At 39.8% G+C, this 25,106-nt stretch carries 19 protein-coding genes and 1 pseudogene; 2 read left to right on the forward strand and 18 right to left on the reverse strand.

What is annotated here, in order from left to right:
* Positions 1–7: 7 nt before the first annotated feature.
* The 8 genes from GEZ89_RS05795 to miaA all read right to left on the reverse strand — a co-directional run bounded on the left by GEZ89_RS05795 (position 8) and on the right by miaA (position 7,478).
* The gene (locus GEZ89_RS05795; protein ID WP_153225310.1) at positions 8–1,756 is read right to left on the reverse strand and encodes a glycoside hydrolase family 13 protein; all 1,749 of its coding nucleotides are present in this window, start codon (positions 1,754–1,756) and stop codon (positions 8–10) included.
* 338 nt (positions 1,757–2,094) lie between these two features.
* Positions 2,095–2,289, reverse strand: a complete 195-nt coding sequence (locus GEZ89_RS05800) for a helix-turn-helix transcriptional regulator (protein WP_033584559.1) — start codon at positions 2,287–2,289, stop codon at positions 2,095–2,097.
* A gap of 6 nt (positions 2,290–2,295) precedes the next feature.
* Positions 2,296–2,625, reverse strand: a complete 330-nt coding sequence (locus GEZ89_RS05805) for a hypothetical protein (RefSeq protein ID WP_153225311.1) — start codon at positions 2,623–2,625, stop codon at positions 2,296–2,298.
* A gap of 401 nt (positions 2,626–3,026) precedes the next feature.
* A complete protein-coding gene (locus GEZ89_RS05810) occupies positions 3,027–3,782 on the reverse strand; it encodes an SDR family NAD(P)-dependent oxidoreductase (RefSeq protein ID WP_153225312.1) in 756 nt (251 codons plus the stop codon).
* Positions 3,783–3,802: 20 nt separating this feature from the next.
* On the reverse strand, positions 3,803–4,732 hold the full coding sequence (gene rnz / locus GEZ89_RS05815) for a ribonuclease Z (RefSeq protein ID WP_153225313.1): 930 nt from the start codon (positions 4,730–4,732) through the stop codon (positions 3,803–3,805).
* Positions 4,733–4,746: 14 nt separating this feature from the next.
* Positions 4,747–5,370 (reverse strand): cystathionine beta-lyase, encoded by a 624-nt coding sequence (locus GEZ89_RS05820; protein WP_153225314.1) that lies wholly within the window; start codon positions 5,368–5,370, stop codon positions 4,747–4,749.
* Positions 5,363–6,601, reverse strand: a complete 1,239-nt coding sequence (gene hflX, locus GEZ89_RS05825; protein WP_153225315.1) for a GTPase HflX — start codon at positions 6,599–6,601, stop codon at positions 5,363–5,365. Before hflX ends, GEZ89_RS05820 begins: the two co-directional genes overlap by 8 nt.
* Positions 6,594–7,478, reverse strand: coding sequence for a tRNA (adenosine(37)-N6)-dimethylallyltransferase MiaA (miaA, locus tag GEZ89_RS05830; RefSeq protein WP_153225316.1), 885 nt, complete (start codon positions 7,476–7,478; stop codon positions 6,594–6,596). Before miaA ends, hflX begins: the two co-directional genes overlap by 8 nt.
* A 120-nt stretch (positions 7,479–7,598) precedes the next feature.
* Between miaA and GEZ89_RS05835 the strand changes: the two genes are divergently transcribed.
* Complete coding sequence (locus tag GEZ89_RS05835) at positions 7,599–7,769, forward strand: DUF3042 family protein (protein ID WP_049526232.1); 171 nt, start codon at positions 7,599–7,601, stop codon at positions 7,767–7,769.
* Positions 7,770–7,885: 116 nt separating this feature from the next.
* On the opposite strand, the gene GEZ89_RS05840 is transcribed toward GEZ89_RS05835, so the two are convergent.
* From GEZ89_RS05840 to mecA, 10 genes and pseudogenes are all read right to left on the reverse strand, one after another.
* Positions 7,886–8,725: a thymidylate synthase gene (locus GEZ89_RS05840; RefSeq protein ID WP_153225317.1), complete on the reverse strand. Its 840-nt coding sequence runs from the start codon at positions 8,723–8,725 to the stop codon at positions 7,886–7,888.
* Positions 8,726–8,829: 104 nt separating this feature from the next.
* Positions 8,830–9,789 carry an ROK family glucokinase gene (locus GEZ89_RS05845; protein WP_075232415.1) on the reverse strand — a complete coding sequence of 320 codons (960 nt, stop codon included), beginning with the start codon at positions 9,787–9,789 and terminating at the stop codon, positions 8,830–8,832.
* Positions 9,790–9,829: 40 nt separating this feature from the next.
* Positions 9,830–10,453 carry an alpha/beta fold hydrolase gene (locus GEZ89_RS05850; RefSeq protein WP_153225318.1) on the reverse strand — a complete coding sequence of 208 codons (624 nt, stop codon included), beginning with the start codon at positions 10,451–10,453 and terminating at the stop codon, positions 9,830–9,832.
* Positions 10,454–12,175: an aminodeoxychorismate synthase component I gene (gene pabB, locus GEZ89_RS05855; RefSeq protein WP_153225319.1), complete on the reverse strand. Its 1,722-nt coding sequence runs from the start codon at positions 12,173–12,175 to the stop codon at positions 10,454–10,456.
* 117 nt (positions 12,176–12,292) lie between these two features.
* Positions 12,293–13,195 (reverse strand): annotated as a pseudogene (locus GEZ89_RS05860) (ZmpA/ZmpB/ZmpC family metallo-endopeptidase); the annotation flags it as partial.
* A 160-nt stretch (positions 13,196–13,355) separates the two neighbouring features.
* The gene (msrB, locus tag GEZ89_RS05865; protein ID WP_153225320.1) at positions 13,356–14,471 is read right to left on the reverse strand and encodes a peptide-methionine (R)-S-oxide reductase MsrB; all 1,116 of its coding nucleotides are present in this window, start codon (positions 14,469–14,471) and stop codon (positions 13,356–13,358) included.
* Positions 14,472–14,480: 9 nt separating this feature from the next.
* Positions 14,481–15,041, reverse strand: a complete 561-nt coding sequence (locus GEZ89_RS05870; RefSeq protein ID WP_075232420.1) for a redoxin family protein — start codon at positions 15,039–15,041, stop codon at positions 14,481–14,483.
* A 157-nt stretch (positions 15,042–15,198) separates the two neighbouring features.
* A complete protein-coding gene (locus GEZ89_RS05875; RefSeq protein ID WP_153225321.1) occupies positions 15,199–21,246 on the reverse strand; it encodes a ZmpA/ZmpB/ZmpC family metallo-endopeptidase in 6,048 nt (2,015 codons plus the stop codon).
* 1 nt (position 21,247) lies between these two features.
* Complete coding sequence (locus GEZ89_RS05880; RefSeq protein ID WP_153225322.1) at positions 21,248–21,811, reverse strand: TIGR01440 family protein; 564 nt, start codon at positions 21,809–21,811, stop codon at positions 21,248–21,250.
* Positions 21,812–22,582: 771 nt separating this feature from the next.
* Positions 22,583–23,320: an adaptor protein MecA gene (gene mecA / locus GEZ89_RS05885; RefSeq protein WP_153225323.1), complete on the reverse strand. Its 738-nt coding sequence runs from the start codon at positions 23,318–23,320 to the stop codon at positions 22,583–22,585.
* 124 nt (positions 23,321–23,444) lie between these two features.
* Between mecA and GEZ89_RS05890 the strand changes: the two genes are divergently transcribed.
* Complete coding sequence (locus tag GEZ89_RS05890; RefSeq protein WP_153225324.1) at positions 23,445–24,923, forward strand: oligosaccharide flippase family protein; 1,479 nt, start codon at positions 23,445–23,447, stop codon at positions 24,921–24,923.
* Positions 24,924–25,106 lie beyond the last annotated feature (183 nt).

Here is a 25,106-nt window from a genome sequence, read left to right on the forward strand (position 1 = left end):
ATCCTTTTTACTCAGAAACAGTAACTACAAATCCATCAGGTAAGATGACTTGATGTCCATCTTCAAGCTGGCAATGACTAGCTAAATCAACTAAATCTCTATCTAAAACAAAACTCTCAGAAGACTGGTTAAAGATGGCTTGAACTTCTTTCCCTTCATAGTTCCATTTCAGAGCAAGAACATCTGGTTTCACTTCTTGCAAGTTATATGAGCCATGCTGGATCATGCTTGCCACTTCCTTACGGACCTTAATTAATTTCTTCATGAAATTCAGCATATCATTGTCCTCAGAAACACGGTCCCAAGGCATGACACGACGGCAGTCAGGGTCTGGTCCCCCTTTAAGTGCCAGCTCTGTTCCGTAATAGATACAAGGGGTCCCTTTTTGAAGACAGAGGAAAGTTAGGGCTGCCTTGTCATGTTGGATATTTCCATTAGCAGTTGTGAGGATACGCTCCGTATCGTGAGAATCCAGAAGGTTAAACATCACTTCTGAGATTTGTTGCTTGTAGTACATAGACTGGCTATTGATTTCTGAAATAAACTGCTCTGTCTTTTTATGCTGACGCAAGAAATAATCCTTGATACTTTCAGAGAGTGGATAGTTCATAACAGCATGGAACTCGTCTCCTTGTAGCCAAGGTTGTGAGGTATGCCAGATTTCACCTAAGATGTACAAATCAGGCTTTTTAGCAAGAACTGCCTTTCTGAAATCTCTCCAGAACTGGTGGTCAATTTCATTTGCAACGTCCAAACGCCAAGCATCGATATCAAAATTTTCAATCCAGTAGGTTGCAACCCTCAAAAGATAGTCTTTGACTTCAGGGTTAGCTGTATTTAACTTAGGCATATAGCTGGCAAAAGCAAAGGTATGGTATGGCAATTCTCTTGGATTCTTAAGTTTATCCTCAGTAACTGGAAATTCTTGAATATGGAACCAATCTTTATAAGGGGAATTTTCTCCATTCCTTAGAACATCCTGCCATTGGGCTGACTGATCTCCGATATGGTTAAACACTGCATCTAACATGATTTTGATGCCCCGTCTATGGGCTTCCTCTACTAGATTACGAAAGACTTCCTTGTCTCCAAAGTGACGGTCAATTTCAAAATAATCCGTGGTATCATATTTGTGATTGGTTGTAGCTTCAAAAATCGGACAGAGATAGAGCCCAGTGATTCCTAGGCCTTTGAGATAGTCCAGATGGTCGATAATCCCTTGCAAATCTCCACCAAAAAAATCATCACTATTAGGTGCAATGGCAGCATCCCACTCTCGAGCTCCATCAGGAGTCAAATTAGGATTTCCATTAGCAAAGCGTTCTGGAAAAATCTGATACCAAACGGTATTTGAAACCCAGTTAGGAACTTGGCAACCGTCAATTTCGTGAATATAAGGAAGCTTGAAACCATTACCTTCAGCATCCAAGTTTTCTTGAGTATGTTCTACACAACCCTTATCGCCATAGTAGACACCCTGACCTTCCTTATCAAGGAGTTCAAAAAGATACTGAATCCGTGCAAAATCAACAGAGACCGTAACCTGCCAATAGTCAAATAGGGCATCTGAGGTTACTTTGGTCATTTCTTTCTTGGCTTCATACTTATCCTCAATAAAAATAAAGGGATCACCATAGTGTAAAATGACCTTCTGGACATCATCCTTCTTGCTTCTAATTCGGATATGTAGCTGACCTTCTTTGTATAGATAAGCATACTCTGATTCTGGTCTATGATAAATGGCTGTTAATTCCATGTCTTGTCTCCTATAATTAACAAAAACGCAAACGTTTTCATAATTGCTAGTTCTAGTATACTATTTAAAGATTCGATTTGCAATTTTTATACCAGTTTTACGATAGATATAATAGATTGAATTAAGGTGTGAACAAAGAGATTGGGAAAGCCAACTAAATTTCTAGAAGTTTTTTTAGAATCCATAGTGTACTATTCTAGATTCAACCAACTATATATAGACGGACAAGGGTAAAATTGAGTAGACTCTTTATGAGCTTTAAAAAGAGAGTTTCCATGAACCGGAAAACTCTCCATCATTACGAATCAGATGATTAGAATAAATGCTATCTGATATCTTTAATCCTCTAAAATGAAAATTTCTTCAACATGTAGTTGTAGCAACCTTGCAATTTTCATTGCTAGTTCAAGTGTAGGATTGTACTTGTCATTCTCGATAGCAATTATGGTTTGTCGACTAACGCCTAATATTTTTGCCATATCTTCCTGACGTAGTCCTTCAGACTTTCTTAACTGTTTGATATTATTTTTCATACAGCATTAGTCTTTCTGAAAACAATAAATGCCAAACGCCAAAACTACGATAAGGATAACAACCATCAAAATTACTCCTTGAACAAGTTTATTTGGTTCTTTAAACTCTTCATCACCGTCAATCATTTTCTGTTTTATGGCAAGTTGTGTAAATCCTTGAACAGAAATAGATAAACATAAAATCAGACATGGTAACATTTCAAGTTTAATGCCTTTTGTAATAGATTGATAGATATTAAATACTGTCCATCCACATAAACCAAATAGAGCCGTTTTATAACCCCATTCCTCAGAACGTAGCTGAATCGCTCTGTCCATTTCATCCATTTTTCTCATAGTCCTGTTCCTCCAATCCGTCAAAACAATGTCAAGAGCTCTTTACATTTTTTATTATACTCTAAATCGATGAAATGTCAAGATATTTTAACATTATTAGGCTTTTTTATTTTCTTCATCTATTCTAAGAATATTCCTAACTCCGATTTACAGCCTAGTCAATCTGACAAAGGTCAAGTTCTTTTAATCCTATTTTATCTTGACTTCATAAGCTTCGGCTATAGATATACTTTTAGTTATGTTAGACTCGGAGTTTATTCTCTCTTTAATCTGCTTTTTTATCTCAATTATACTCCAAAACAATCAAATAGAGATAAACTACCAGTATTTTCAGGGATTATTTTTGATGAACAACTCCTCCTAATTAAAGTAAAAAGCCATTCCACAAGGGAACAGCTTTATCACTTATAATTAAAGGTTTCTACAGCCAACTTATCTGCTAGCTTAGGGAAAAGAGTATAAAATTTATGAGCTAAATGGAGCAATACTGGAAGATTGAGTTCCCGCTTGTTTTTTCCTATGGTTTTGACAATCTTTCTAGCTACTACATCTGGCTCGAGTAGGAAACGGTCAACCGACTTAAGATAGGTCCCATCTGGGTCAGCTTGGTCAAAAAATCCTGTACGGATTGGTCCTGGATTGACCGTTGTCACATAGACACCATAGGGCATGAGTTCAAGACGCAAAGCATTTGAAAAACCAATAGCCGCAAACTTGGTTGCTGAGTAAAGACTGGACTTGCCAGTAGCTATCAAACCTGCCATGCTGACGATATTGATGATATGGCCTTTTCGGATCTCCTTCATACGAGCTGCAACCAACCGAGACAGATTCATTAAAGCAAAGGTGTTAACCTCAAACATTTGATGAATATCTTGATTAGAAATCTTGTCAAAATCCTCAAAAATCCCGTAGCCAGCGTTGTTAATCAAAACATCAATCTTGCCATAACGGAGATAGAGGTCAGCTACCAATCCTTCTAAGGCTTGCTCATCGGTAATATCAATCTCGACCAATTCAGCCTGTGGATGATTTCCGTATAGTTGAGCTAATTTTTCTCTATTTCTACCCAGCAAAATCAATTGATCATCGGGTAAGAGTTTGACCATTTCTTGGGCTAGACCACCACTAGCACCCGTAATGAGAATAGTAAACATACTTATCCTTTCTCAATCTTCTAGATTTCCACTTCTTCTAGGTCTTTAACCACATGGACATTTTCAAAAATTGTTGCCGCATCTTTCTTGAGCTGGCTAATGTCTTTTGAAAGGAAGCGTGCACTGATATGGTTGAGCAAAAGTCGTTTGGCTCCTGCTTCTGCCGCCACCTGAGCAGCTTGCATATTAGTTGAGTGACCGTGGTTGCGGGCAATCTTTTCGTCTCCCTTGCCATAAGTCGACTCATGGACAAGAACATCTGCATTGACACCAAGACGCACACTGGCATCTGTTTTTCGAGTATCTCCCAAAATGGTAATAATCTTACCAGGTCGCGGTGCTGAAATATAATCTGCTGCCTTGATCTCGGTGCCGTCTTCTAAGACGACATCCTGACCGTTTTTAATTTTTCCAAAAAGAGGGCCGAATGGAACACCAGCAGCCTTGAGTTTTTCAGCATCCAAGGTCCCTTCTAAATCCTTTTGCATGATACGATAGCCGACACAGAAAATAGTGTGATCCAACTCTTCTGCATACACCATGAATTTATCTGTTTCAAGGATTTTCCCAAGAGAATCTTGGTCAAATTCATGGAAATGAATCTTATAGGGTAGACGAGAACCAGAGACACGCAAACTAGTCAAAACAAAAGACTTGATACCTTGAGGTCCATAGATTTCCAAATCTGTCTGCTCTTCATTTGCTTGAAAAGCACGACTGGAGAGGAAACCTGGCAAGCCAAAGATATGGTCTCCGTGTAAGTGGGTGATAAAGATTTTGCTGATTTTTCGTGGTCGAATCGTGGTTTCCAGAATGCGATTTTGCGTTCCTTCGCCACAGTCAAAAAGCCAGACTTCGTTAATCTCATCCAAGAGTTTCAGGGCGAGACTTGAAACATTGCGGGCTTTGGAGGGCTGACCAGCCCCCGTTCCTAAAAATTGAATATCCATTCGTTACTTTCTAATTAATCAATATATAACATAGCAGTGCGGTTTTCCGAGCGATAATAAAACTTGCCAGAGAAAGATTTAGCTTCTTGTAGCAAATCCTCTTGACTATAGCCTTTGAGACGCTTGCGACCATCTGCCAAGCTTTCCAAATCTGTCAAAGCTGTAAGATTTTCCACGCTAACAACTTCCTCGTCTCCGACAGCATTCATGTAAATTTTTCCAGACTCCTCAAAAACCAGCTGATGTGGAAAAATTTGCGCAATCTCAAAGAGCAAGTCATCTGAAATCTTCTCTTCATTCTCAGAGAAAATTCGACCCAGTCCCTCAATCTCATAACAAAAACCAAAGGATTTACCAGACAGATTAAGTCGAATAAAAGGCTTATTTTCTAGAGTGAAACTAGGTTCAGCATTGTAGAGGTTCAGTTCCTGGCTGACTTCTGCAAAATAATCTGTCGCAGCTTGAGGACTCTTTTTCTGGTAGAGTTCTGCAAAGTAGGCATTCACTACGCTGGGTGGAGGGGTGATGAGAGCTAGTTGCTCTTCTTCAGACCTACCAGCTAGAAGCTGGTCCAAATATACCTTGTCTAGACTTGTATAGCCACCATATTTGAGAGCTAATGATTTGATATCAGTCATAAAATTCTTCTAATCTCCATTTATTTTTCTCAGAAATGTAGCCTCTGATGACTTCGCCATCATCTTGGTAGTCACGTTCTTCTAGGATAGCAACACTTTCTAAATCATGAATCTTGTAAGACTTAGAAAAAGTCACGCGCAAAGTAAAGGGTTCAAAAATTTCCTTGATCTTATCTAGCAATAAAGCCTGCAACTGTTCTCGACTATCCTCAGATTTGGCAGAAATCAGTGCATACGGCGTTTGGGTAGGCGTGAAATCCTCCACCAAATCCGCTTTATTATAAAGGGTTAGGCGAGGAATATCCTCCATGTCCAAGTCTTTCATGATAGACAGGACCGTTTTTTCATGTTCCTCATGGTAAGGATTGCTGGCATCAATAACATGAACCAGAAGATCCACATGCTTGCTTTCTTCCAAGGTCGACTTGAAACTAGACACCAACTCTGTCGGCAAATCTTGAATAAACCCAACAGTATCAGTTAAAGTCACCTGTAGATTCCCACCAATATGGATGCTTTTAGTCGTCGCATCCAAAGTCGCAAAGAGCTCATCTGCCTCATACTGGGTCTTGCTAGTCAAGGTGTTCATGATAGTTGACTTACCAGCATTGGTATAGCCAATCAAGCCAATCTTAAAAGTACTTGACTCCAAACGTTTTTCTCGAACTGTCGCCCGATTTTTCTCAACCACCTTGAGCTGGCGCTCGATATCTGTAATCTGGTTGCGAACACTACGACGATTAAGCTCCAGCTGACTTTCACCTGGACCACGGGAACCAATTCCCCCTGCCTGACGGCTGAGCATAATCCCCTGACCAACCAAACGAGGCAAGAGGTATTTGAGCTGAGCTAGATGAACTTGGAGCTTCCCTTCATGGCTTCGAGCCCGCATGGCAAAGATATCCAAAATCAACTGCATGCGGTCAATGACCTTGACCCCTAGAACTTCTTCTAAATTGACATTTTGCCTTGGAGTCAAGCGGTTGTTGACAATGACAGTGGTGATTTCTTCTGCATCCACCATGAGCGCAATTTCTTCTAACTTACCAGAGCCGACGAAGGTCTTAGAGTCATACTTTTCACGTTTTTGTCTGTAGCTATCTACAACGACTGCACCAGCTGTCTTGGCTAGACTGGCCAACTCTTCCATGGAGAGGTCAAAATTGTCCATGTCCTGCAATTCCACACCAATCAGCAGGACTCGCTCCTCTTTTTTCTCCGTTTCAATCATCTAAAAACTCCTCTATCTGGCTTAAAATGCGATCTTTTACACCAGACTCTCCAATCTGATAAAAGGTCACCTGCATGCGATTACGGAACCAGGTCAACTGACGCTTAGCAAAACGACGGGTCGCCTGTTTAAGACTCTCACTAGCTTCTTCCAAGGTCTGCTCTCCACGGAAATAAGGAAAGAGTTCCTTGTAGCCAATCCCTTTAGCAGCCTGCACATCTGGATAATGGTCAAACAACCACTTAGCTTCATCCAATAATCCAGCTTCAAACATCAAATCTACACGGTGGTTAATCCGTTCATACAATTGACTACGCTCATCATCCAAGCAAATAATCAGAGGTTCATACAAGGTCTCTTGATTTTCCAAGTCTTGACCAAAATGAGCAATTTCTAAGGCTCGCATGGCACGGCGACGATTAAACTGGGGAACTTCAAGACCTGCTTGCTCTATGAGTTGGGCTAACTCCTCATCTGAAAAAGGCTCTAAACTAGCACGATAAGCTAAAATGTCCTCATGAGGTGTCTCCCCACCTAAATGATATCCTTCTAGCAGACTCTGGATATAAAGTCCTGTCCCACCAGCTATAATAGCGAGCTTACCTCGACTTTGAATATCCTCAATAGCTGTCTTGGCCTCTGAAACAAAATCAAAAGCCGAGTAAGACTCGGTTACCTCTCTAACATCAATCAAGTGATGAGGAACACTTGCCTGCTCCTCCGGACTAGCCTTGGCTGTCCCAATATCTAGTCCTCGATAGACTTGTTGGCTATCTCCACTAACTACTTCACCATTAAAATGCTTAGCAACTTCAATGGCTAGAGCTGTCTTTCCAACTGCAGTTGGTCCAACAATCACAATTATTTTTGTTTTCATCTTTTTTCCTTGAAAAATTCCCATTTTTTCGTTACTATTATTATATCACAAAAAGGTCAGTCAGAAAAATGCGACCTCTTGAGGTAGCTGGCTGATTTATAAGTTAAAGGAGGAATACTCATGGCTAAAGGATTCGCTAAAGGTCTTGTAACAGGTATTGCAGGAACTGTCGCTGCAGTTGCAGGTGCAGTATACGCAGTTAAAAAGAAAGTGATCGAACCAGAAGAACAAAAAGCAGCTTTCATCGAAGAAAACCGTAAGAAAGCAGCGCGTCGTCGCGTATCACGTTAAAAAATAAAAGAAGTTGGGATTTTTCTCAACTTCTTTTTTTCTATTCTTTTATACTCAATGAAAATCAAAGAGCAAACTAGGAATCTAGCGTGATTTGAAGAGATTTTCAGAGAGTATTAAATGGCCAAGTCAAACTTCAACTGCGGTTTCACTGGATCGTAGTCAACCAGCTCAAAATCCTCTGCTTTAATATCAAAGAAATTTGTCTTGTCTGGTACATTCAAGACCAAACGTGGTTGGCAGTTTGAAGGCTCACGACGAAGCAATTCCTGAGCTTGTTCAAATTGATTGTCATAAATGTGAAGGTTATTGATAAAGTAGAAGAATTTCCCAACTTTCCAACCAAAATGTTTAGCAATCATCATTTGAAGTGCCACATACTGCATGGCGTTGATGTGGTGAGCTACCAGCATATCGTTAGAACGCTGCGTCAAGGTCGCGTCTAGATAGATGTCCCCGTCTACACGACGAACATCAAACATAGTCTGAAAGGCACATGGAAGAAGACCATCTGTCTCCTCAAAGGCCTGATAATCCCAAAGTGAAATGATATTACGACGATTCCAAGGATTAGCTTCTAACTGTTTGAGAATTTTATTGATGATATCGTGCTTCTTAACAACAGCCCCATAACGCTCCCCAATAGTACCTGTGTCTCCCACTTCCCAATCATTCCAGTAGTGAACATTGTACTTGTCATTGAGAACTTCTAAGCTATTGGTCTGGTCTTGATAAATCCAAAGAACTTCCTTGATAGCTGATTTGATTGCGATTGGTCGCAAGGTTGTGATGGGAAATTCCCCCTTGGCCAAGTCATACTCCGCAAAAGCACCTGTGATGTACTTGGAGTTAGCTACTGTTCCATCCTTATACTTGGGACGTGCTTGCTCGGAAAACACACCCTCATTCAAGATTCGCTCGATATTTTCTTTAAAAATCATATCTGCTTTTGTCATTTACCCCTACCTCAACTTTTATTTCTTAACTAGTATAGCATAAAAAAGAAAGGAGGAAAATCACTCGCTTACGGAAAGCAATTTTCTCCTTTTTATGTTTATATTTATTGCAAGACAAGTGACGCAGCTCCGATAACTCCAGCGTCATTTCCTAGAGTTGCAAGAGCCAATTTAGTAGTTGTACGAACTTGTGGGAAGGTATTTTCATCATAAACCTTTTGTACACCTTGGAGAAGGAAGTCTCCTGCAGCTGATACACCACCACCGATAACGATTGTTGATGGGTTTAGAATTGAACCGATGTTGGCACATGCAATACCCAAGTAACGTGAGAAGTTACGGTAAACGATCAAGGCAAGGTCGTCTCCTTCTTTTGCCAAATCAAAGACAGTTTTAGCTGTTACTTCTTCTCCGTCATCAATCAAGCGTTTTAAGGCTGCATCGCCTTCGTATTCATCTGCATAACGACGAGTCAAGTTAACAATACCTGTCGCTGAAGCTACTGTCTCAAGACAGCCTTTTTTACCACACGTACATGCGATTGGTTGATCAAAGTCAACTGTTATGTGTCCAAGTTCACCTGCAGCACCAGCAACACCGTGGAGTAATTTGCCTTCTGCTACGATACCGCCACCAACACCTGTACCAAGTGTCATAAAGACAACGTCTGGTTGGTTTTCACCAGCACCCATCCAGCGCTCACCAAGAGCTGCCACGTTGGCGTCATTGTCGATGAAGAATGGAATACCCAAGGCTTTTTCCATTTTTTCTTTGATTGGTTGAAGAGTTTTCCAGTTGAGGTTATAGGCACCGATAACAGTCCCTTTTTCACGGTCAACCACACCAGGTGATCCCATACCAATTCCACGGAAATCTTCAGCAGACAATCCAAGCAAGCCCAAACGATGTTGAATAGTTTCAATCATGTCGTCTACGATATGGCTTCCTTCATCCAAAATGTTAGTCTTGATAGACCATTTTTCTTGGATTTCTCCTTCTTGTGTTAAAATAGCGAACTTGATAGAAGTTCCACCAAGGTCAATCCCAATAATCTTTTGACTCATTTTTATCTCCTTTATGATTTATCACTTCTTTATTATTTTATCAAACTTGTTTCAGCAATTCAAGAAAACTTCTGGTTAATTCTGCAAACTCTTTTGGTTTTGCCTTATTCAAGACATGAGGGCCGTCAGGGATGATCTCAAACTGAGAATCTGGCATCAGTTCTTGAATAGCTTTCATTGAACTGAGATTAGGCTTATCCTGACTACCACAAATTAACAAGCTTGGATAGGGACAATTCCGTGCAATCTCTCTTAAATCAAGTGTTTTTAATTCTTCGGAAACTCCAACCATAAGAGCCTTATCTGCCCCCTGCTTCTCATATATCCTCTTAGGAAGCAATTTAAATATCAGCAACTGTATGTAAAAAGGAATGTTACCTGCTAATTTCAGTGGACATCCTGACAAAACCAAGGCCTGAAGATATGGTAGATCATAACTTGAAAGCTCCAATGCAAGTGCAGCCCCTAAAGACAAACCGATTAAGACAAAAGGTTCTGTCTCCTCTGATAAGTGCTGATAAATGCGCTCTTTGGCTTCTTGATAAGTCCCAACTCCAGTAGGAAATAACTCTATGGCTTCAGAAGGATAATCTGCCAGTAAATCCTGAACTTCTTTCCAACTATCTGCTGACTGACCTAGGCCATGTAAAAATATAAGTTTCATTTAGTTCTCCTGTAATGATAACTCATACAAGCCCCTGACTGCATTGCATCCGTATACAGTTTCTGCTCGCTTCAAATCTTCTATGGTTAAGACCTTCTCTTTTACTTGTTCGCTTTCAAGCAAGTGTTGACGATAAATCCCTGGTAAAATACCTAGTTGACTTGGCGGTGTATAGAGTTTGCCATCCATTTTCAAAACCAGATTGCCAATAGAGGTTTCAAGCAATTTTCCATCAGCAGTATGATAAATAATTTCATTCTCTCCCACTGTCAAATGCGGTCGGTGTGTCGTCTTAAAGTAGGTAAAGGCCTGCTGCAAATCAGCTTCTTGCCGACAAAGTTTAGCCTGACAGAAGCTAGAACTAATCGGTGTCAATACTTGGCGATCAATGTCTATTTCTCCAGACTTATTGAGACTGATTCGCAAACGGTAGTCTTGATGGAGGTCACAAACTTGACACTCTTCCTCTATCTTTTGTCTCAAACTATCTTCATCAAATGTAAAGGCAAAATAACGACTAGCCTTTTGCAGTCTTTCCAGATGTTGATTTTCAAAGAGTAATTTCTTCTGACTGATTTTCCCTGTCGTTATTAATTGAAAACGAGGCTGTTTTCGGTAAAGAACAGCTGCCTTTTGCTGGACTTCACGGTATTCTGACTCCCAAGTACTATCCCAAGTGATGCCACCGCCGACTCCATAGATGGCTCGATCTCGATGCAGTTGAATGGTTCGAATAGCTACGTTGAAAATCCGTCTACCATTGGGAAGTAAGAGTCCAACAGTTCCACAGTAAACTCCTCTAGCTTGTGGTTCCAAATTCTTGATAATTTCCATAGTCGCTATCTTGGGAGCTCCTGTGATAGAACCACATGGAAAGAGTGAACGGAAGATTTCTACTAGGTCAATATCTGGTCGTAACTGACTCTTGATGGTCGAAGTCATCTGCCAAACCGTTGAATACTGTTCCACCTGACATAAACGTTCCACATGCTCACTTCCCACCTCAGACAGACGATTCATGTCATTACGCAAGAGGTCAACTATCATCATATTTTCTGAACGATTTTTGGGATCCTGCTCCAACCAAGCTGCTTCTTTCAAATCTTCAGCATCAGTCAGACCACGTTTAGTCGTCCCCTTCATAGGACGAGTTGTCAATTCACGATCATTTTGTTCAAAAAAGAGTTCTGGACTCATGGAAATCACTGCCATGTCATCATGCTCTACGTAGGCATTGTAGCCTGCCTCCTGCTCCACCACCATACGATTGTAGATAGCAAAAGGATTAGCAGACAACTCCTGCTTGAGTTGAACCGTATAATTGACCTGATAAGTATCGCCCTGTCGTAAATGATGGTGAATCTGAGCAATCGCCTTTTCATAGTCCTCTGCAGATGTTACTTCCTGCCAGTTTGATGGCAAAGCCACCTCCTCATAAGTCAGAGGAATGCTAGATTTTTCAACGCTGTCATGAATAGTGAAATAGAGGAGATACTCTCCTAACAAGGGACCTGAGTGAACCGCCAACTTCTCCTCAAAAGCTGGCGCTGCTTCATAACTAACATAACCCACCACATAATAGTCCTGTTCTTGGTAGCTTTCCACTTGAGCTAACAAGTCTGTTACTTCTGCTAAATCTCTGGTTTTTAATTCTTTGATAGGCTGGGTAAAGGTGTATCGCTCGCCCAAAGCCCTGAAATCAATCACTGTTTTTCTATGCATATCCTAAGTATACCATAAAAGCCAGACCCCAAACAGGAGATCTGGCAATTTTATTCTTTGAGAATGATAAAGTAGATTTCACTTCCTTAGCAAATCTAAAAACACACTCTCTTTTATCTATCCTTTGGGAAAGAGTTCAGATGAAAAGGCATCTGTAACCTGCAATAGTTTCTGGAAGACTTTTTTCTTCAGGGCTACTGTATAGTTGGCAACTGAACCACCATACTTAAAGTTTCGGTAATCCGTTTCTACTGCTTGGTCAAACAAGTCTTGCAATTTCTCATAAGAATCAATTTGCTGACCATCAATTTCAAAACTATGGATTCCTCGTTTTGCCTTAGCAATAATAGCGTCAAACCAAGCCTTCTTCCATTCTTCCAAGTTCTGGAACTTGCCTTTCGAAACCTTCTGGATAATGAAATCATCCCCAAGGGTGTCACGTCCCTCGCTTAAGGCTTCATCTTTGTATTTATTAGAAGCATAGCCTAGGAAACCATTTTCGTAGCCATAATAACCCCACATACGGAAGGCATTATGCTTGAAGGAGATGGCTCCTGGAGCTCCCTGACTTGTATTTCCACCATAGATAGCATCCACCATCTTGACATTGACATAAGCTGTCTTGAGTTCTTCTGGTCGGTAAGTTCCCTGATAATGCCTATTGGTGATGATGTTATGTTTGATTAAATCATCCACAGAATTTAGCTGAGTCTTGGCTTCCTCATCTGTCAATGGACGGACATAGTCCCACTGGTTTGGAGCAAGGAGTTTATTATCCTGGTCCTGATAGCGCATTTGCTTGGTCATCTTGCTGAACCAAGCCTTCTTCAAAGCCAGATCATTCTTAGCGAGAACTCGTTCCCCTTCCAGATAATCTAGAAGCATCAAGGCCTCATTATAACCTTTCATGTAGTGGTCAATCTGCTGGCGTGTTTGCAACTTGGTTGGATCTGGATTGTACCATTGGTCCCCATCATTTGGTCGCATATAAGCCATGTTGAGCCCGAGAGCGCCATATTCACCCTGATAGCTTTCACCTTACTTGTTTTCAAAATCAAAAATTTTCAGGAGTGATTCCAACACGTTCGATTAAATTGCCCAACCGCTTCTAAAATCCAAATTCTACACTTCTTATGAATTAAAATATATTTCTAGTAAACACTTTTTAATAATCTCAAGATCACTCAACATAATCTAACAAATAACCATAACCCTTTTCTTCCATTTGATCCTTAGGAATAAAACGGATGGATAGACTATTGATACAATAGCGTAGCCCTCCCTTGTCCTGAGGTCCGTCTGTAAAGACATGCCCTAGATGGGAATCACCAGTTCTACTTCTGACTTCTGTTCTGACCATATTGTAGGACTTGTCTTCCTTGTAGGTCGCAACATCTGGACTGATAGGCTGGGTAAAACTTGGCCAACCACAACCCGATTCAAATTTATCTTTCGAAGAAAAGAGTGGTTCACCAGTTGCTACATCCACATAAATACCTGCTTCAAATTTATCCCAGTAACGATTTGAAAAGGCCCGTTCTGTTTGACTATTTTGAGTCACTGCATATTCCTCAGGAGAGAGGAGTTTTTTCAATTCATCGTCACTCGGTTTTGGATATTTACTCGCATCAATAACAGGATAGGATGCTTGATTGACATTGATATGGCAATATCCATTTGGATTTTTCTGGAGATAATCTTGGTGATAGTCCTCAGCCACGATAAAATTAGATAAGGCTTCCTTTTCAACCGCGAGAGGTTGCTCGTATTTCTTAGAAACTTGTTCAAAAACTTGATTGATGACTTCTAGGTCCTGCTCGTCCTTATAGTAGACTCCCGTTCTGTACTGAGTCCCCACATCATTGCCCTGCTTATTTTTACTAGTTGGATTGATAATGCGGAAATAATGGAGCAAGATTTCTTTTAGAGAAATTTGATTGGCATCGTAGGTCACATGAACAGTCTCAGCATGGCCTGTTTGGCCGATCAATTCATACTGGGTTGTTTCTCCTCTGCCATTCGCATAGCCAGAAACAGCATCTGTCACACCTGCTACTCTTGAAAAATACTCTTCAACTCCCCAGAAACAGCCTCCCGCTAGATAGATTTCATGTAGGTCAGCATTTTTATCTGGCACAGTTTTTTTCTTAACACCTTGACCTTGGCTAACAGCTGCCTTCTCAATTTGAGAAGTATCAGTGTAGCTTGTGCTTCTTTTTTCCCAAAAAAATAAAAGTCCAATAATAATACAAATGATGATTCCTATGAATACAATTGTTTTTAACTTATCATTCATGAGTAACCTCTAATCTATGCTTTTCAAACTCTCTACAATACTTGCCTTATCCATAAAACCTGGCTGGATCTTAACTAGTTTTCCTTCTTTATCAATAAAGGCCTGGGTCGGATAAGAACGGACTCCGTAACTTGCTAAGAGTTGTCCCGAAGGGTCTAGAAGGACAGGGAGATTTTTATAGTCCAATCCTTGATACCATTTTTTAAAGGCTTCTTCTGCTTGCTCTCCTTTTTGACCAGGAGAAACCACTGTCAAGATGACATAGTCATCACTTGCTTCTTTTGCCAGCTCATCGGTATCAGGTAAACTAGCTAGACAAATAGAGCACCAAGATGCCCAAAATTTGAGATAGACCTTTTTGCCCTTATAATCTGATAGGCGATAGGTTTTACCATCAACTCCCGTCAGTGAAAAGTCTGGAACTTCTTCTCCTTGTTTTGCCATTTGAGAGCTAACTTGTGCATTTTTGTCTCCATTTTGCTTATCAGCTTGGTTCTCCATCTGATTGTTACAAGCCGATAGACAGACCAGACTCGCGCAGACCAATACAGTTGCTTGCCATGTTTTCATCTTCATCACCTTCCTCGTTATCATATGAATATAGATATTTGCTTTATAGTTCTATTATATACCTACCTTGCTAAAAATACTTAGAATCTGTTTGGAAAATCATTAAGCTTCTTGATTACAAAAAACTCCCACCTGCTAAGCAGATGAGAGTTTTGGATTATTTAAAGATAGAAGTTTTAAAGCTATCTGTTTGTTGAAGAAGTTTCTTAAAAAGTTTTTCTTTAAGTGAAACGGTGTTGTCAAATTTGACAGATCCCTTACTTAGAGTAGCCTTATCTTTATCAACTGCTTCAGCAAATGCACGTTTCAAGTCTTCATAGCTATTGTATGTTTTACCATCAATTTCAATAGATTGAATTCCTTTTTTAGCGCTTGTTACAACTTCATTGAAGTATGCTTTCTTCCAATCTTCAAGATTGTTGAATTTTCCTTCAGAAATCTTGTTAATGATGAAATCATCACCTAAAGTATCTTTACCAGCTTTTTTAGATTCAGCTTTTAGCATGTTAGAAGCATAGTTTAGGAAGCCTTTTTCATAGCCATAGTAACCCCAGATTCTGAAAGTATTGTGTTTAAATGACATCGCTCCTGGAGCACCTTCACTTGTATTACCACCATAGATACCAGTCATCATTGGAACATTCACATAAGCAGAATCAAAGTCAGTAGGATTATAAACTCTGTTACCTGGACCGCGGTTAGTCATGAAGTTGTTCGTAATTAAGTCATCTACTGTGCGTAAAGGAATAGCTTTTTCCTCATCACTTAAAGGTCGAACCTTGTCGAATTGGTTCTTGGTGTTATTTCCTCGGTATTGCTTATCAACCTTCTTGAACCAAGCATTGTTTAAATCTTGATTTGCTTTATCGAGGACAGCCTCTCCTTCAAGATAATCCAGAAGCATAAGAGTGTCGTTGTAGCCCTTCATGTAACGATCAATTTCGTCACGTGACTTCAGATCATTTGGATTGGTGTTATACCATTGATTGCCATCGTTTGGACGTTCATAAGCCATGTTGAGACCTAGGGCTTTGTATTCACCATTTGGATTTGATACTGATGGAGTTTGCAACATTCCTTGTGCAAATGCTTCCAAATCAGTACCTTCACGGTGTCTTGAGCCACCCAAGTATACCATACGGTCATTTACGTGAGTTGTTTCGTGGGTAAAGGCAGAAACCCCAAAGTCACTAATCATATCCGTAACCATGAAGAAGACAGAATCATCTTTATATGGATTCTGATAAACGCGAGCCACAGCTCCCATACGCCAGTCAGTCGCATGATAACGTCCTGTAGGTCCGTATAATTCACGGATAGGCGCCACATCTTTACCACTATTAGTGTGACCGTATTTATCAGTACTAATATCTTTATAGTTTTGGTTATCCAAAACAGGTGTTGGAACCATGTTGTTGCTCTTCAAAAGTTGATTACGAACTTTATCGATTGATAGACGTGACCAGAAGTCTAAATAATTCTGTTGACCTTTTGCAACCTTATCGATTTCAGCTTTAAAGGCATTACGTTCTGCTTCAGTATACTTACCATATTTTTCAAATGAACTATAAGCCATTGTATTGTAAGTTGAAATCAAGAACATATGGGCATCTTTCAAGTTCAAGAGTGGCAAGATCATCTTACCATGCACATCGTTGTTTAAACCTTCGTAGGCTCTGTGTTTCTTATCGGCAAACTCAGGAGTTGTTGTTGCTGGTTCAACGATATAAACATTGTCTTTGGTAGCTTTGATAAACCAATCGTTCAAGTTTGTATCATTTGTGAATAGACGCATATTATAGTCTAAGAAACTATTTAACTCGCTGATACCGATAACTCCACCGATAGCTTCGCGATAAGCTTCTAAAGTTCTATCACCTTTAATGTTACTTTCTTTAGAACCAATCTGAATCAAGAAGTCTAACACACTTACATTTTTACCGTAGAAGTCTGGTTTGAACAACATAAGTTGCTTGATATTAAAGTTATCAAACTTAACTCCATAATAACGATTGAGGTAAGACAAACCAAGAAGAACAGCAGCCTTGTTGTCATCAATCTTCTTGATCAAGGCACGTTTAGCAGCCTCATCTGTGTTTAATTGATGATCCTCATTTTCAACCAACTGTTTCACAAATTTAGCCAGATTATCCTTGACTTCTTTGAAGCTTTCTTCTAGGTAAAGATCTTTTATAGCGTTAACTTTATTTGGTCCTGTTCTACCTAGGTGTGTGTAGATAGGATCTGATTGCAATTCTACTGGGCTTAATTTTTCAACGATAGCATTGATAAGATCACTACGGTCTTTGTCAACCATGTTCGGTGTGTAAACAACTTCTCCAAGTTCAGCAATGCTGTACTCTTTCACTTGTTTGACCTTAGATTCTTTCAGCGAAACAGTAAAGATGTCTTTGGTCTTATCAGCATAGTGCACCAAAATGTGGTCAGCATCAGCCAATTCTGTTACAAAGGCATTTCCCTTCATAGCAGTAACTGATAGGACTTCCTTGGTCATCAGATGACTATCAGCAGCTAATTTATTTCCTTGGTCTACGATCCACTCTTTATTGTAGAATGGTTGTAATTTTTCGATATTACGGTAGGCAAGTTCACGAGAAGCGTCGTAGCCATTGATTGTTTTGTATTGATCGGCTTTGTTGACAATGTTATTGAGTTTGTCTTCAACAGGTTTGGTGCTTTCAAATTTATCAGCAGTGATTCCCATTGCTTCAATCTTCTTGTCAGCTTCTTCTTGTGAGATGCTAGGAATCTTACGAGAATTCTTATAAGATTTATTACCCTCACTTACACCCTCAACACTAAAGTTACGTTTTGTTCTTGAATAGGTGAAGTAATCATCAGCATCAATATCAGAGTGACCAAAGACCATCTCACCTGTTTTGACTTTCATCATGGTGATGTTGTCTTCAATAGCACCCAAGGCCCAGTTAGTACCAAGTAATCCACCAGATTGAACAGCTTCCTTCAGCTCAATCGAACCTTTAGCAACTGAATTTCTGAGGACACCTTCTCTTCCTAGTGTATTGTTATCTCCACCATTTTGAGAAGAATAAACTAATCCTGCAGCTTTTGCCTTGTTACCAGTAATTTCAGCATCAACGTAGGCTTTTTCTACGATACCTTTCCAGTTTTCACCTAGAACACCTGCTAAGTACCAACCTTTGTTTCCAGCAGCGTGAATCTTACCGATGAAGGCAACATTACTTACCTTACCACTACCATCAATTTTATTGATAATACCAGCTACATCGTTGCCCCCGACAACATTACCTGTTACTTTAACATTTTCGACAGTCGCATTATTTTTGATGACATTTGCGATTGGTGCTACTCGATCAAATCCAGGCATGTCAATGTTGACATTTTCAAGCAAGAGATTCTTGACAGTACCACCTTCAATGTTACCAAACAATGGTCTCGTAATGTTATGGATGGCAAATTTATTACCTTCTGTACTTTCCAATGTTCCCTTGAAGGCATTGGTTACATAAGACTTGCCAGCGGGGTTCACGTTACTTGCATTCATACTGCTACCAAGCTTAAAGGTACCAGTAGGATTGTCCTGCATTGCTTTTACAAGGTCATTGAAATCGTAGTAAACGTCACCTTCATGGGCTTTTGGTTTAGCAAAGTAATGGACATATTCCTCTGTAAACTGATTATCTGCGTTACGTTGGACTAGGTCTGGTGCTTTAGCAGTGACTTTGAACAATGCTTTACCATCAACTGTGACTTCTTCAATCTTATCAACAGCAAGTTTTGTCACCTTGTTATCATGAGTTGTCACTTTCAAGTAATAAGGTTTAACATCTGATGGTTTAGCTGACAGTAGACTATTATCAGTCTCTACACCTTGGTCATCAACACTGATAAGGCTGGTTTCCTTAATGTTTTTGACTTCGACTTTTTTGAGATCAAGTCGCAGTGGTTCTTCCGTGAGAACAACTTCTTCATTCCCATTTCCTCGGTCGTAAACCATCTTGGTCGCAATCTTGTAGTCCTTGTAGTATTTCAAGTCTGTAAGATTAGCAGCCAAATCTCCCTCAGACATATTGACTGTTTGAAGGCTAGTGTCTCCGTCTTTCAAGACAACTTCAAGAGATTTAATGGTTACACCTGTTGATTTGACCAATTGGTAACGAACCTTGGCACTACGCTCTAATTCTTCTTTATCAATTTGAGTGAGTGTCAACGTTGGCGCAGCGAGAACTTGATCACCTTTCTTAATGAGACGATCTTGCGCAACTTCGGCAACTTCCTCTGAGATAGTTGGAGCATCCGAAGTTTTCACGCCCTTAAGAGTCTTATAGACTTTAGTAATCTTTTTCTTACCGTTTTGACCAGCTTGAGCAACAACTTCTGTTCCCTTCGGAAGAGTGCTGTCTACTTCTGTTCTTGTCTCGAAAGGAATTTCTTCAAATGAAACTTCTTCAACTTGACCTTCAATAGCCTTGGTACCACGACTAATTTTTTCATTTACTGGCGCCTTAACAGTTTCAGTACTTGTGCTGATTGGATCCCCAACTTTTTGGCCATCGACTGTCTTATAAACACGATGAATCAGCTGACTTCCTGCTTGACCGTTTTGAATCACTGTTTCTTCATCAGTGTAGCGAGTATCGTCAGTTACATACTCTGTTGTGTATGGGACTTCTACAGTTTCAGTTTCTGTGACAGTTGCTTCAGCTACTGTATACTCTGGTAATTCTGGCTGAACTAGGGACTCACCTTCGTGACCTGCTTCTTGAGTTCCTTTTGCTGTGATTTGGCCTGTGTAGGCGGGGTTTTCTGGCTGAACTAAAGCTTCGCCTTGGTGGCCCTCTTCTTGCGTGCCTTTAGCACTTTCTTCAGGTTTATAAGCTGGTTCTTCTGGCTGAACTAGAGATTCACCTTCGTGGCCCTCTTCTTGAGTTCCTTTAGCGCTAATCTCACCTGTGTAGGCTGGCAACTCTGGCTGAACTAAGGACTCACCTTCGTGACCTGCTTCTTGAGTTCCTTTTGCTGTAATTTCGCCTGTGTAGGATGGTTCTTCTGGTTGAACTAAAGCTTCGCCTTGGTGACCCTCTTCTTGCGTGCCTTTAGCACTGATCTCACCTGTATAAGCTGGGTTTTCTGGCTGAACTAAAGACTCACCTTCGTGACCTTTTTCTTGAGTTCCTTTAGCACTAATCTCACCTGTGTAGGCTGGCAATTCTGGTTGAACCAGAGATTCACCTTCATGGCCTGATTCTTGCGTTCCTTTAGTGCTAATCTCACCTGTGTAGGCTGGAGCTTCTGGTTGAACTAAGGACTCACCTTCGTGGCCTGATTCTTGCGTTCCTTTGGCACTAATCTCACCTGTGTAAGCTGGAGCTTCTGGTTGAACTAAGGACTCACCTTCGTGGCCTGATTCTTGCGTTCCTTTGGCACTAATCTCACCTGTGTAGGCTGGAGCTTCTGGTTGAACCAGAGATTCACCTTCATGACCTGATTCTTGCGTTCCTTTGGCACTAATCTCACCGGTGTAGGCTGGCAATTCTGGTTGAACCAGAGATTCACCTTCATGGCCTGATTCTTGCGTTCCCTTAGCAGTAGCAATTTGTTCTGGTTGTTCTTGGAAATCTGATGCTTTAAAGTAACCTACGTATTCGTATCCTTCGATCTGAATGACACCTTTGGCTAAGTCCTCTTGACTACTTCCAGCAATCGTTTGGTTGTAGGACACCAAGATTTTATTCTCAAAGGCTTGAGCTGACTGAGGGATAAAGTAACTACTTCCTAGCGCTCCAATAAAGAGAAGACCCAACATTTTATTGCGGTGTTTTTTAGACATCACAACGACAACCAAAGACGCTGTTGCAAAACCAAGAGTTGCTAGGGCCAACTCCTTGCTTCCAGTGTTCGGCAATTGTTGAGAATTCACTTCCTTTTTTCTGTAAACAAGATAGACAACATCATCTTGCTTTAAATCTGAAGGGAGTTCGTGATGGATCAAAGCCTTTTCTGCTTCTGTCAATTCTTGTTCAGCCAAATAACGGTAATGAACTTGGTTTGGTGCTGCCACTTCGTTAGCTGCAACAGTTTCAACTAAAAAGTTGTTTGCTCCCAAAAGAAATGTCCCGATAACTGCAGAACCTACACCAACTGAGAACTTTCGAATAGAGTATTTAATAACTTTATCAAACTGCATTTTTCTGTTTTTCATTTTAAATCTTTCTAATGTGATCTATTGGATATTGAGCACGCGCCCCTCCAATGAGTTTTGGTCGACTAGCAAGTGCTGTCACATGAGCCAGACCAATCTCTCTTAAGACTGGTCGAATGGGTACCTGAACATGTTTGATATGCATACCGATAGCTGTATCACCAATGTCTAGACCAGCATCTGCCCTGATAAATTCGACCTCCACGGGATCCTTCATATAGCGAAAGGCGGCCAATTGACCAGAACCTCCTGCATGTAAGGTCGGGAGTACACTCACAATCTCCAACTGATGTTTTATAGCTACTTCTCGTTCAACAACTAAAGCCCGATTGACATGTTCACAACCTTGAACAGCCAGATGAATTCCCTTAGCCGTCAATAGTTCCAACATAGTCTTGACAATAAGTTCACCGATTTCCTGACTCGAATCTTTTCCGATGTGTCCTCCCAGCACTTCACTCGAAGACAAACCCAAGACAAATAGTGCTCCCTCCTGTAAAGAAGCCTTGTCTAGTACATCTTCAAGAATCTGCTGTGTTTCTATTTGAATCCGTCTTTGGTCCATATTTCACCTCGCTTTTTTCATTCTATCATATCGTTTTTCATCAATTTTAGCAAGATTGGAAGACATAGGAATACCATTTGCTAGGATTCAAAAACTATATGAGGGCTCTTTTCAAAAACTGATTCTAATCTCTTTCACTTCCCAAGACAACATAAAATGTCATCTTGAAAACAAAAAAAATATAATAGTTTAGTAAAATAGTTGATTTAACAACATTTACACCTAAAAGATTTGTCAATTGATTCGATTATAAACTACCGAAAAGCAACTTCTATCATTCTACCCCATTTCTTACTTTTAAGCTACTACTTTACCTTATTTTTTGGACTTTTTTTCTACTTTGTACTAACCTTTGATCATTCAGAAAACTTTCATGAAATTATGCTAAAATTTTAATTCTACTATCAAATTATAATATAGCAATTTTTTGAATACAAACTGTATCCAATTTTTTAAAAATAGATTTTACAGAGAAGATAACAAAAGGCGGTGGGACAGAAATCGATAGACAAAGTCTAGATTTCGTAGTCCCAGCCCCGCGAGGATGATTAGGAGCTTTTTGGAGTCTAATACTCAATGAAAATCAAAGAGCAAACTAGGAAGCTAGCCGCAGGCTGTACTTGAGTACGGCAAGGCGACGCTGACGTGGTTTGAATTTGATTTTCGAAGAGTATAAAAGACGAACAGAAAGTTCAATCAACTACCGCGTCAAAGTTTGATTGCTAATAAAAAGTGAGGTCGGGATCTTTTGTCCCAACCTCTTTTTCTAGATTAAACTTTTTGGAGTCCTTGGACAGCATCATGATTGATGAGTAGTTGCCCATATTCTTGTAGGACAGAACGACTGATATCACTATCATCCGCAAATTCTCGCATACGTGCCAACAACCAAGCTGGATAAAGGCTAGGTTGATCTTCTACATCAACTAAGACTGTCAGATAGTACTGGTCATTCATCTTGTAGAGTTCTGAAGTCTCCATTTGGTAGTCAACCGTTTTGGCAAAAGAAACCAAACTAGATAAATCGTCAAAACGTAGGATGTAGTAGATATAAGGCTCTCTTTTTCCTTCTTCTACTTCGAGGGCTTCATCAAGTGCTGCTTCTTCTTCCTTTTCAACCTGCTCTAAAGATTGAATAGCTTCAATATCATCTTTGGTTTTTTCTGCCATTGTTTTCTCCAAGGTTTTCAAAAACTCATCTGGAGACATTTTGGCTAATTCATCCATATCTGGAAGGTCTGCCAAATCTTCAAAGTTCAAATTTTGGTCAATCTTTGACTTAGTTACAAAGACATCCACCTTGTCAGGCTTTGGAGTAACTCGGAAGCTAAGCATGCCTGTGTCCAAGAAACTGTCTGGCATTTCTAGTTCATCCAAAATGGCGTAGAAAAATTCTTCTGTTTTCTCTTGTGGAACGAGAAAGTCTGCGATTTCCATCCCTCGATCCATCAAATCCTCTAAAGACATGGTGATCTTTAATGTCGTATCACTGATTTGTTTCATTTTCATAGTTCGTAACCTCATACTTTCAGTTCTATCTATTATACAAGATTTCACAGATTTTATCAAAAGAATGGCGTTGGAATGTGATATAATACTAGTATCTATTTTAGAATATAAGAAAGAAAGTTTCATGAAAAATATAAAAGTTAACGCTTTGGCTAGCTTGCTGGTCAATATTTTAAACATCGTTTTTCCCCTGATTACTAATCCCTATCTAACGCGGATTCTTAGTAAATCCAATTACGGTTACTTCAACACTGCCAATACCTGGGCGAGCTTTGTCATTCCACTCGCTGCCTTTGGGATTTACAATTATGGGATTCGAGCCATTAGTAAAGTTAAGGATGACAAAAACAAGATCAATTATGTCTTTTCTAAGTTATTCTATATTTCGCTCATTACTTCAGTTGTAACAACAGTTATCTACTTCCTCTTTATTCACTTTGATACCAGTATTGTCAACCTGAAAATCCTTTATTATATCCTTGGAATCCAAGCACTCTTTCAATTTCTAAATATCGAGTGGATGAATGAAGCCTACGAGAATTATTCTTTTATCCTTTATAAAACACTGGTTATTCGGATTGGAATGTTGGTCGCTATCTTCGCTTTCGTTAAGACACCTGATGATATCGTCCCTTATGCTACCATCATGAGTGCGACAACTATCATCAACTATCTGCTAAGCTTCCTCTGGATTAAACGAGAGGTCTCCTTTGTTAAGATTGAGTTCATCGAACTTCTCAAGTCATCTAAACCTCTCCTAACTATGCTCCTTCTAGCAAATGCTAATATGCTCTATACCTTACTAGACCGTATGTTCATTACCAAAGGTCCTGATGAGAATTACATCTCATACTACACCATCGCCTCCAGTATCGTTATGCTGATCGCTAGTGTCCTTAGCGGAGCTATCAACGTCAGCATCCCACGACTTGGTTATTATCTAGGAAAAAAAGATTTTACTTCTTATAAAAATTTGGTCAATCAGGGCGCATCCCTCTTTTACTTCCTCATGATTCCTACCAGTATTGGTATTATGGTTTTGGGAACCTATGCTACAGTTATTTACTCTTCTGAGAAATATCTAGAAGCCGGAATTGTAACAAGTGTCTTTGCCTTTCGTACTATTATCTGGGCCATCGAATTAATACTTGCTAAACAAATTATCTTTATCAATGACCATGAAAATCACTTGACTGCTTTCTACTTTATCGGAGGTGGAGCAAATATTCTATTTAACTCCTTGCTGTTTTTCAATAATATCTTCACTCCTGAATACTACATTGGAACAACCGTTCTAGCTGAAGCAATTGTGGTTCTGCTAGAGATTCGCTTTATTAAGAAGTACAAACTATTGGATTTGAAAGAGATTTTTACAACCTTAACTCGCTACACAATCGTGTCACTCGGTTTCATCCCAATTTATTTTGTTTTTAAAACCCTCTTCCAAGTTCACAGCTATGAAGTTACTATGAATATGATTAGCATGGTTCTTTCTACAATCGCAGCTTGTGGCATCTATTACGCCATTACCCTCTTTATTATCAAAGATAAAACACTTCATTATGCGCTTGACTTAGTTCGTTCTAAGATTAAAAGAGGATAGAAGTCCCTCTCAAAAATGTTCAAATTAAACAAAAAGAAGACTCACAAGGTCTTCTTTCAGAACGAAGACAAACGTTATTTTTGGCGTTTGTCTTTTTCTTTTTTCAAAAATAGTTTGTCTCATCATCTGATATTCCATTCAAAAATCTGTATTTGAGAAAAATAAAAAGGGACATACCCTATC

The organism is Streptococcus mitis (assembly GCF_009496285.1).
Classification (GTDB): Bacteria; Bacillota; Bacilli; order Lactobacillales; family Streptococcaceae; genus Streptococcus; species Streptococcus mitis_BP.

Excerpts from the sequence above, each read along its gene's own strand:
- GEZ89_RS05810 (WP_153225312.1), bottom strand. The coding sequence starts at position 3,782 with ATGTTTACTATTCTCATTACGGGTGCTAGTGGTGGTCTAGCCCAAGAA.
- GEZ89_RS05840 (WP_153225317.1), bottom strand. The coding sequence starts at position 8,725 with ATGACAAAAGCAGATATGATTTTTAAAGAAAATATCGAGCGAATCTTG.
- mecA (WP_153225323.1), bottom strand. The coding sequence starts at position 23,320 with ATGAAAATGAAACAAATCAGTGATACGACATTAAAGATCACCATGTCT.
- GEZ89_RS05875 (WP_153225321.1), bottom strand. The coding sequence starts at position 21,246 with ATGAAAAACAGAAAAATGCAGTTTGATAAAGTTATTAAATACTCTATT.
- GEZ89_RS05820 (WP_153225314.1), bottom strand. The coding sequence starts at position 5,370 with ATGACTGATATCAAATCATTAGCTCTCAAATATGGTGGCTATACAAGT.
- GEZ89_RS05800 (WP_033584559.1), bottom strand. The coding sequence starts at position 2,289 with ATGAAAAATAATATCAAACAGTTAAGAAAGTCTGAAGGACTACGTCAG.
- GEZ89_RS05835 (WP_049526232.1), top strand. The coding sequence starts at position 7,599 with ATGGCTAAAGGATTCGCTAAAGGTCTTGTAACAGGTATTGCAGGAACT.
- miaA (WP_153225316.1), bottom strand. The coding sequence starts at position 7,478 with ATGAAAACAAAAATAATTGTGATTGTTGGACCAACTGCAGTTGGAAAG.
- GEZ89_RS05850 (WP_153225318.1), bottom strand. The coding sequence starts at position 10,453 with ATGAAACTTATATTTTTACATGGCCTAGGTCAGTCAGCAGATAGTTGG.
- pabB (WP_153225319.1), bottom strand. The coding sequence starts at position 12,175 with ATGCATAGAAAAACAGTGATTGATTTCAGGGCTTTGGGCGAGCGATAC.
- GEZ89_RS05795 (WP_153225310.1), bottom strand. The coding sequence starts at position 1,756 with ATGGAATTAACAGCCATTTATCATAGACCAGAATCAGAGTATGCTTAT.
- rnz (WP_153225313.1), bottom strand. The coding sequence starts at position 4,732 with ATGGATATTCAATTTTTAGGAACGGGGGCTGGTCAGCCCTCCAAAGCC.
- GEZ89_RS05805 (WP_153225311.1), bottom strand. The coding sequence starts at position 2,625 with ATGAGAAAAATGGATGAAATGGACAGAGCGATTCAGCTACGTTCTGAG.
- GEZ89_RS05845 (WP_075232415.1), bottom strand. The coding sequence starts at position 9,789 with ATGAGTCAAAAGATTATTGGGATTGACCTTGGTGGAACTTCTATCAAG.
- GEZ89_RS05870 (WP_075232420.1), bottom strand. The coding sequence starts at position 15,041 with ATGAAAACATGGCAAGCAACTGTATTGGTCTGCGCGAGTCTGGTCTGT.
- GEZ89_RS05890 (WP_153225324.1), top strand. The coding sequence starts at position 23,445 with ATGAAAAATATAAAAGTTAACGCTTTGGCTAGCTTGCTGGTCAATATT.
- GEZ89_RS05880 (WP_153225322.1), bottom strand. The coding sequence starts at position 21,811 with ATGGACCAAAGACGGATTCAAATAGAAACACAGCAGATTCTTGAAGAT.
- msrB (WP_153225320.1), bottom strand. The coding sequence starts at position 14,471 with ATGAATGATAAGTTAAAAACAATTGTATTCATAGGAATCATCATTTGT.
- hflX (WP_153225315.1), bottom strand. The coding sequence starts at position 6,601 with ATGATTGAAACGGAGAAAAAAGAGGAGCGAGTCCTGCTGATTGGTGTG.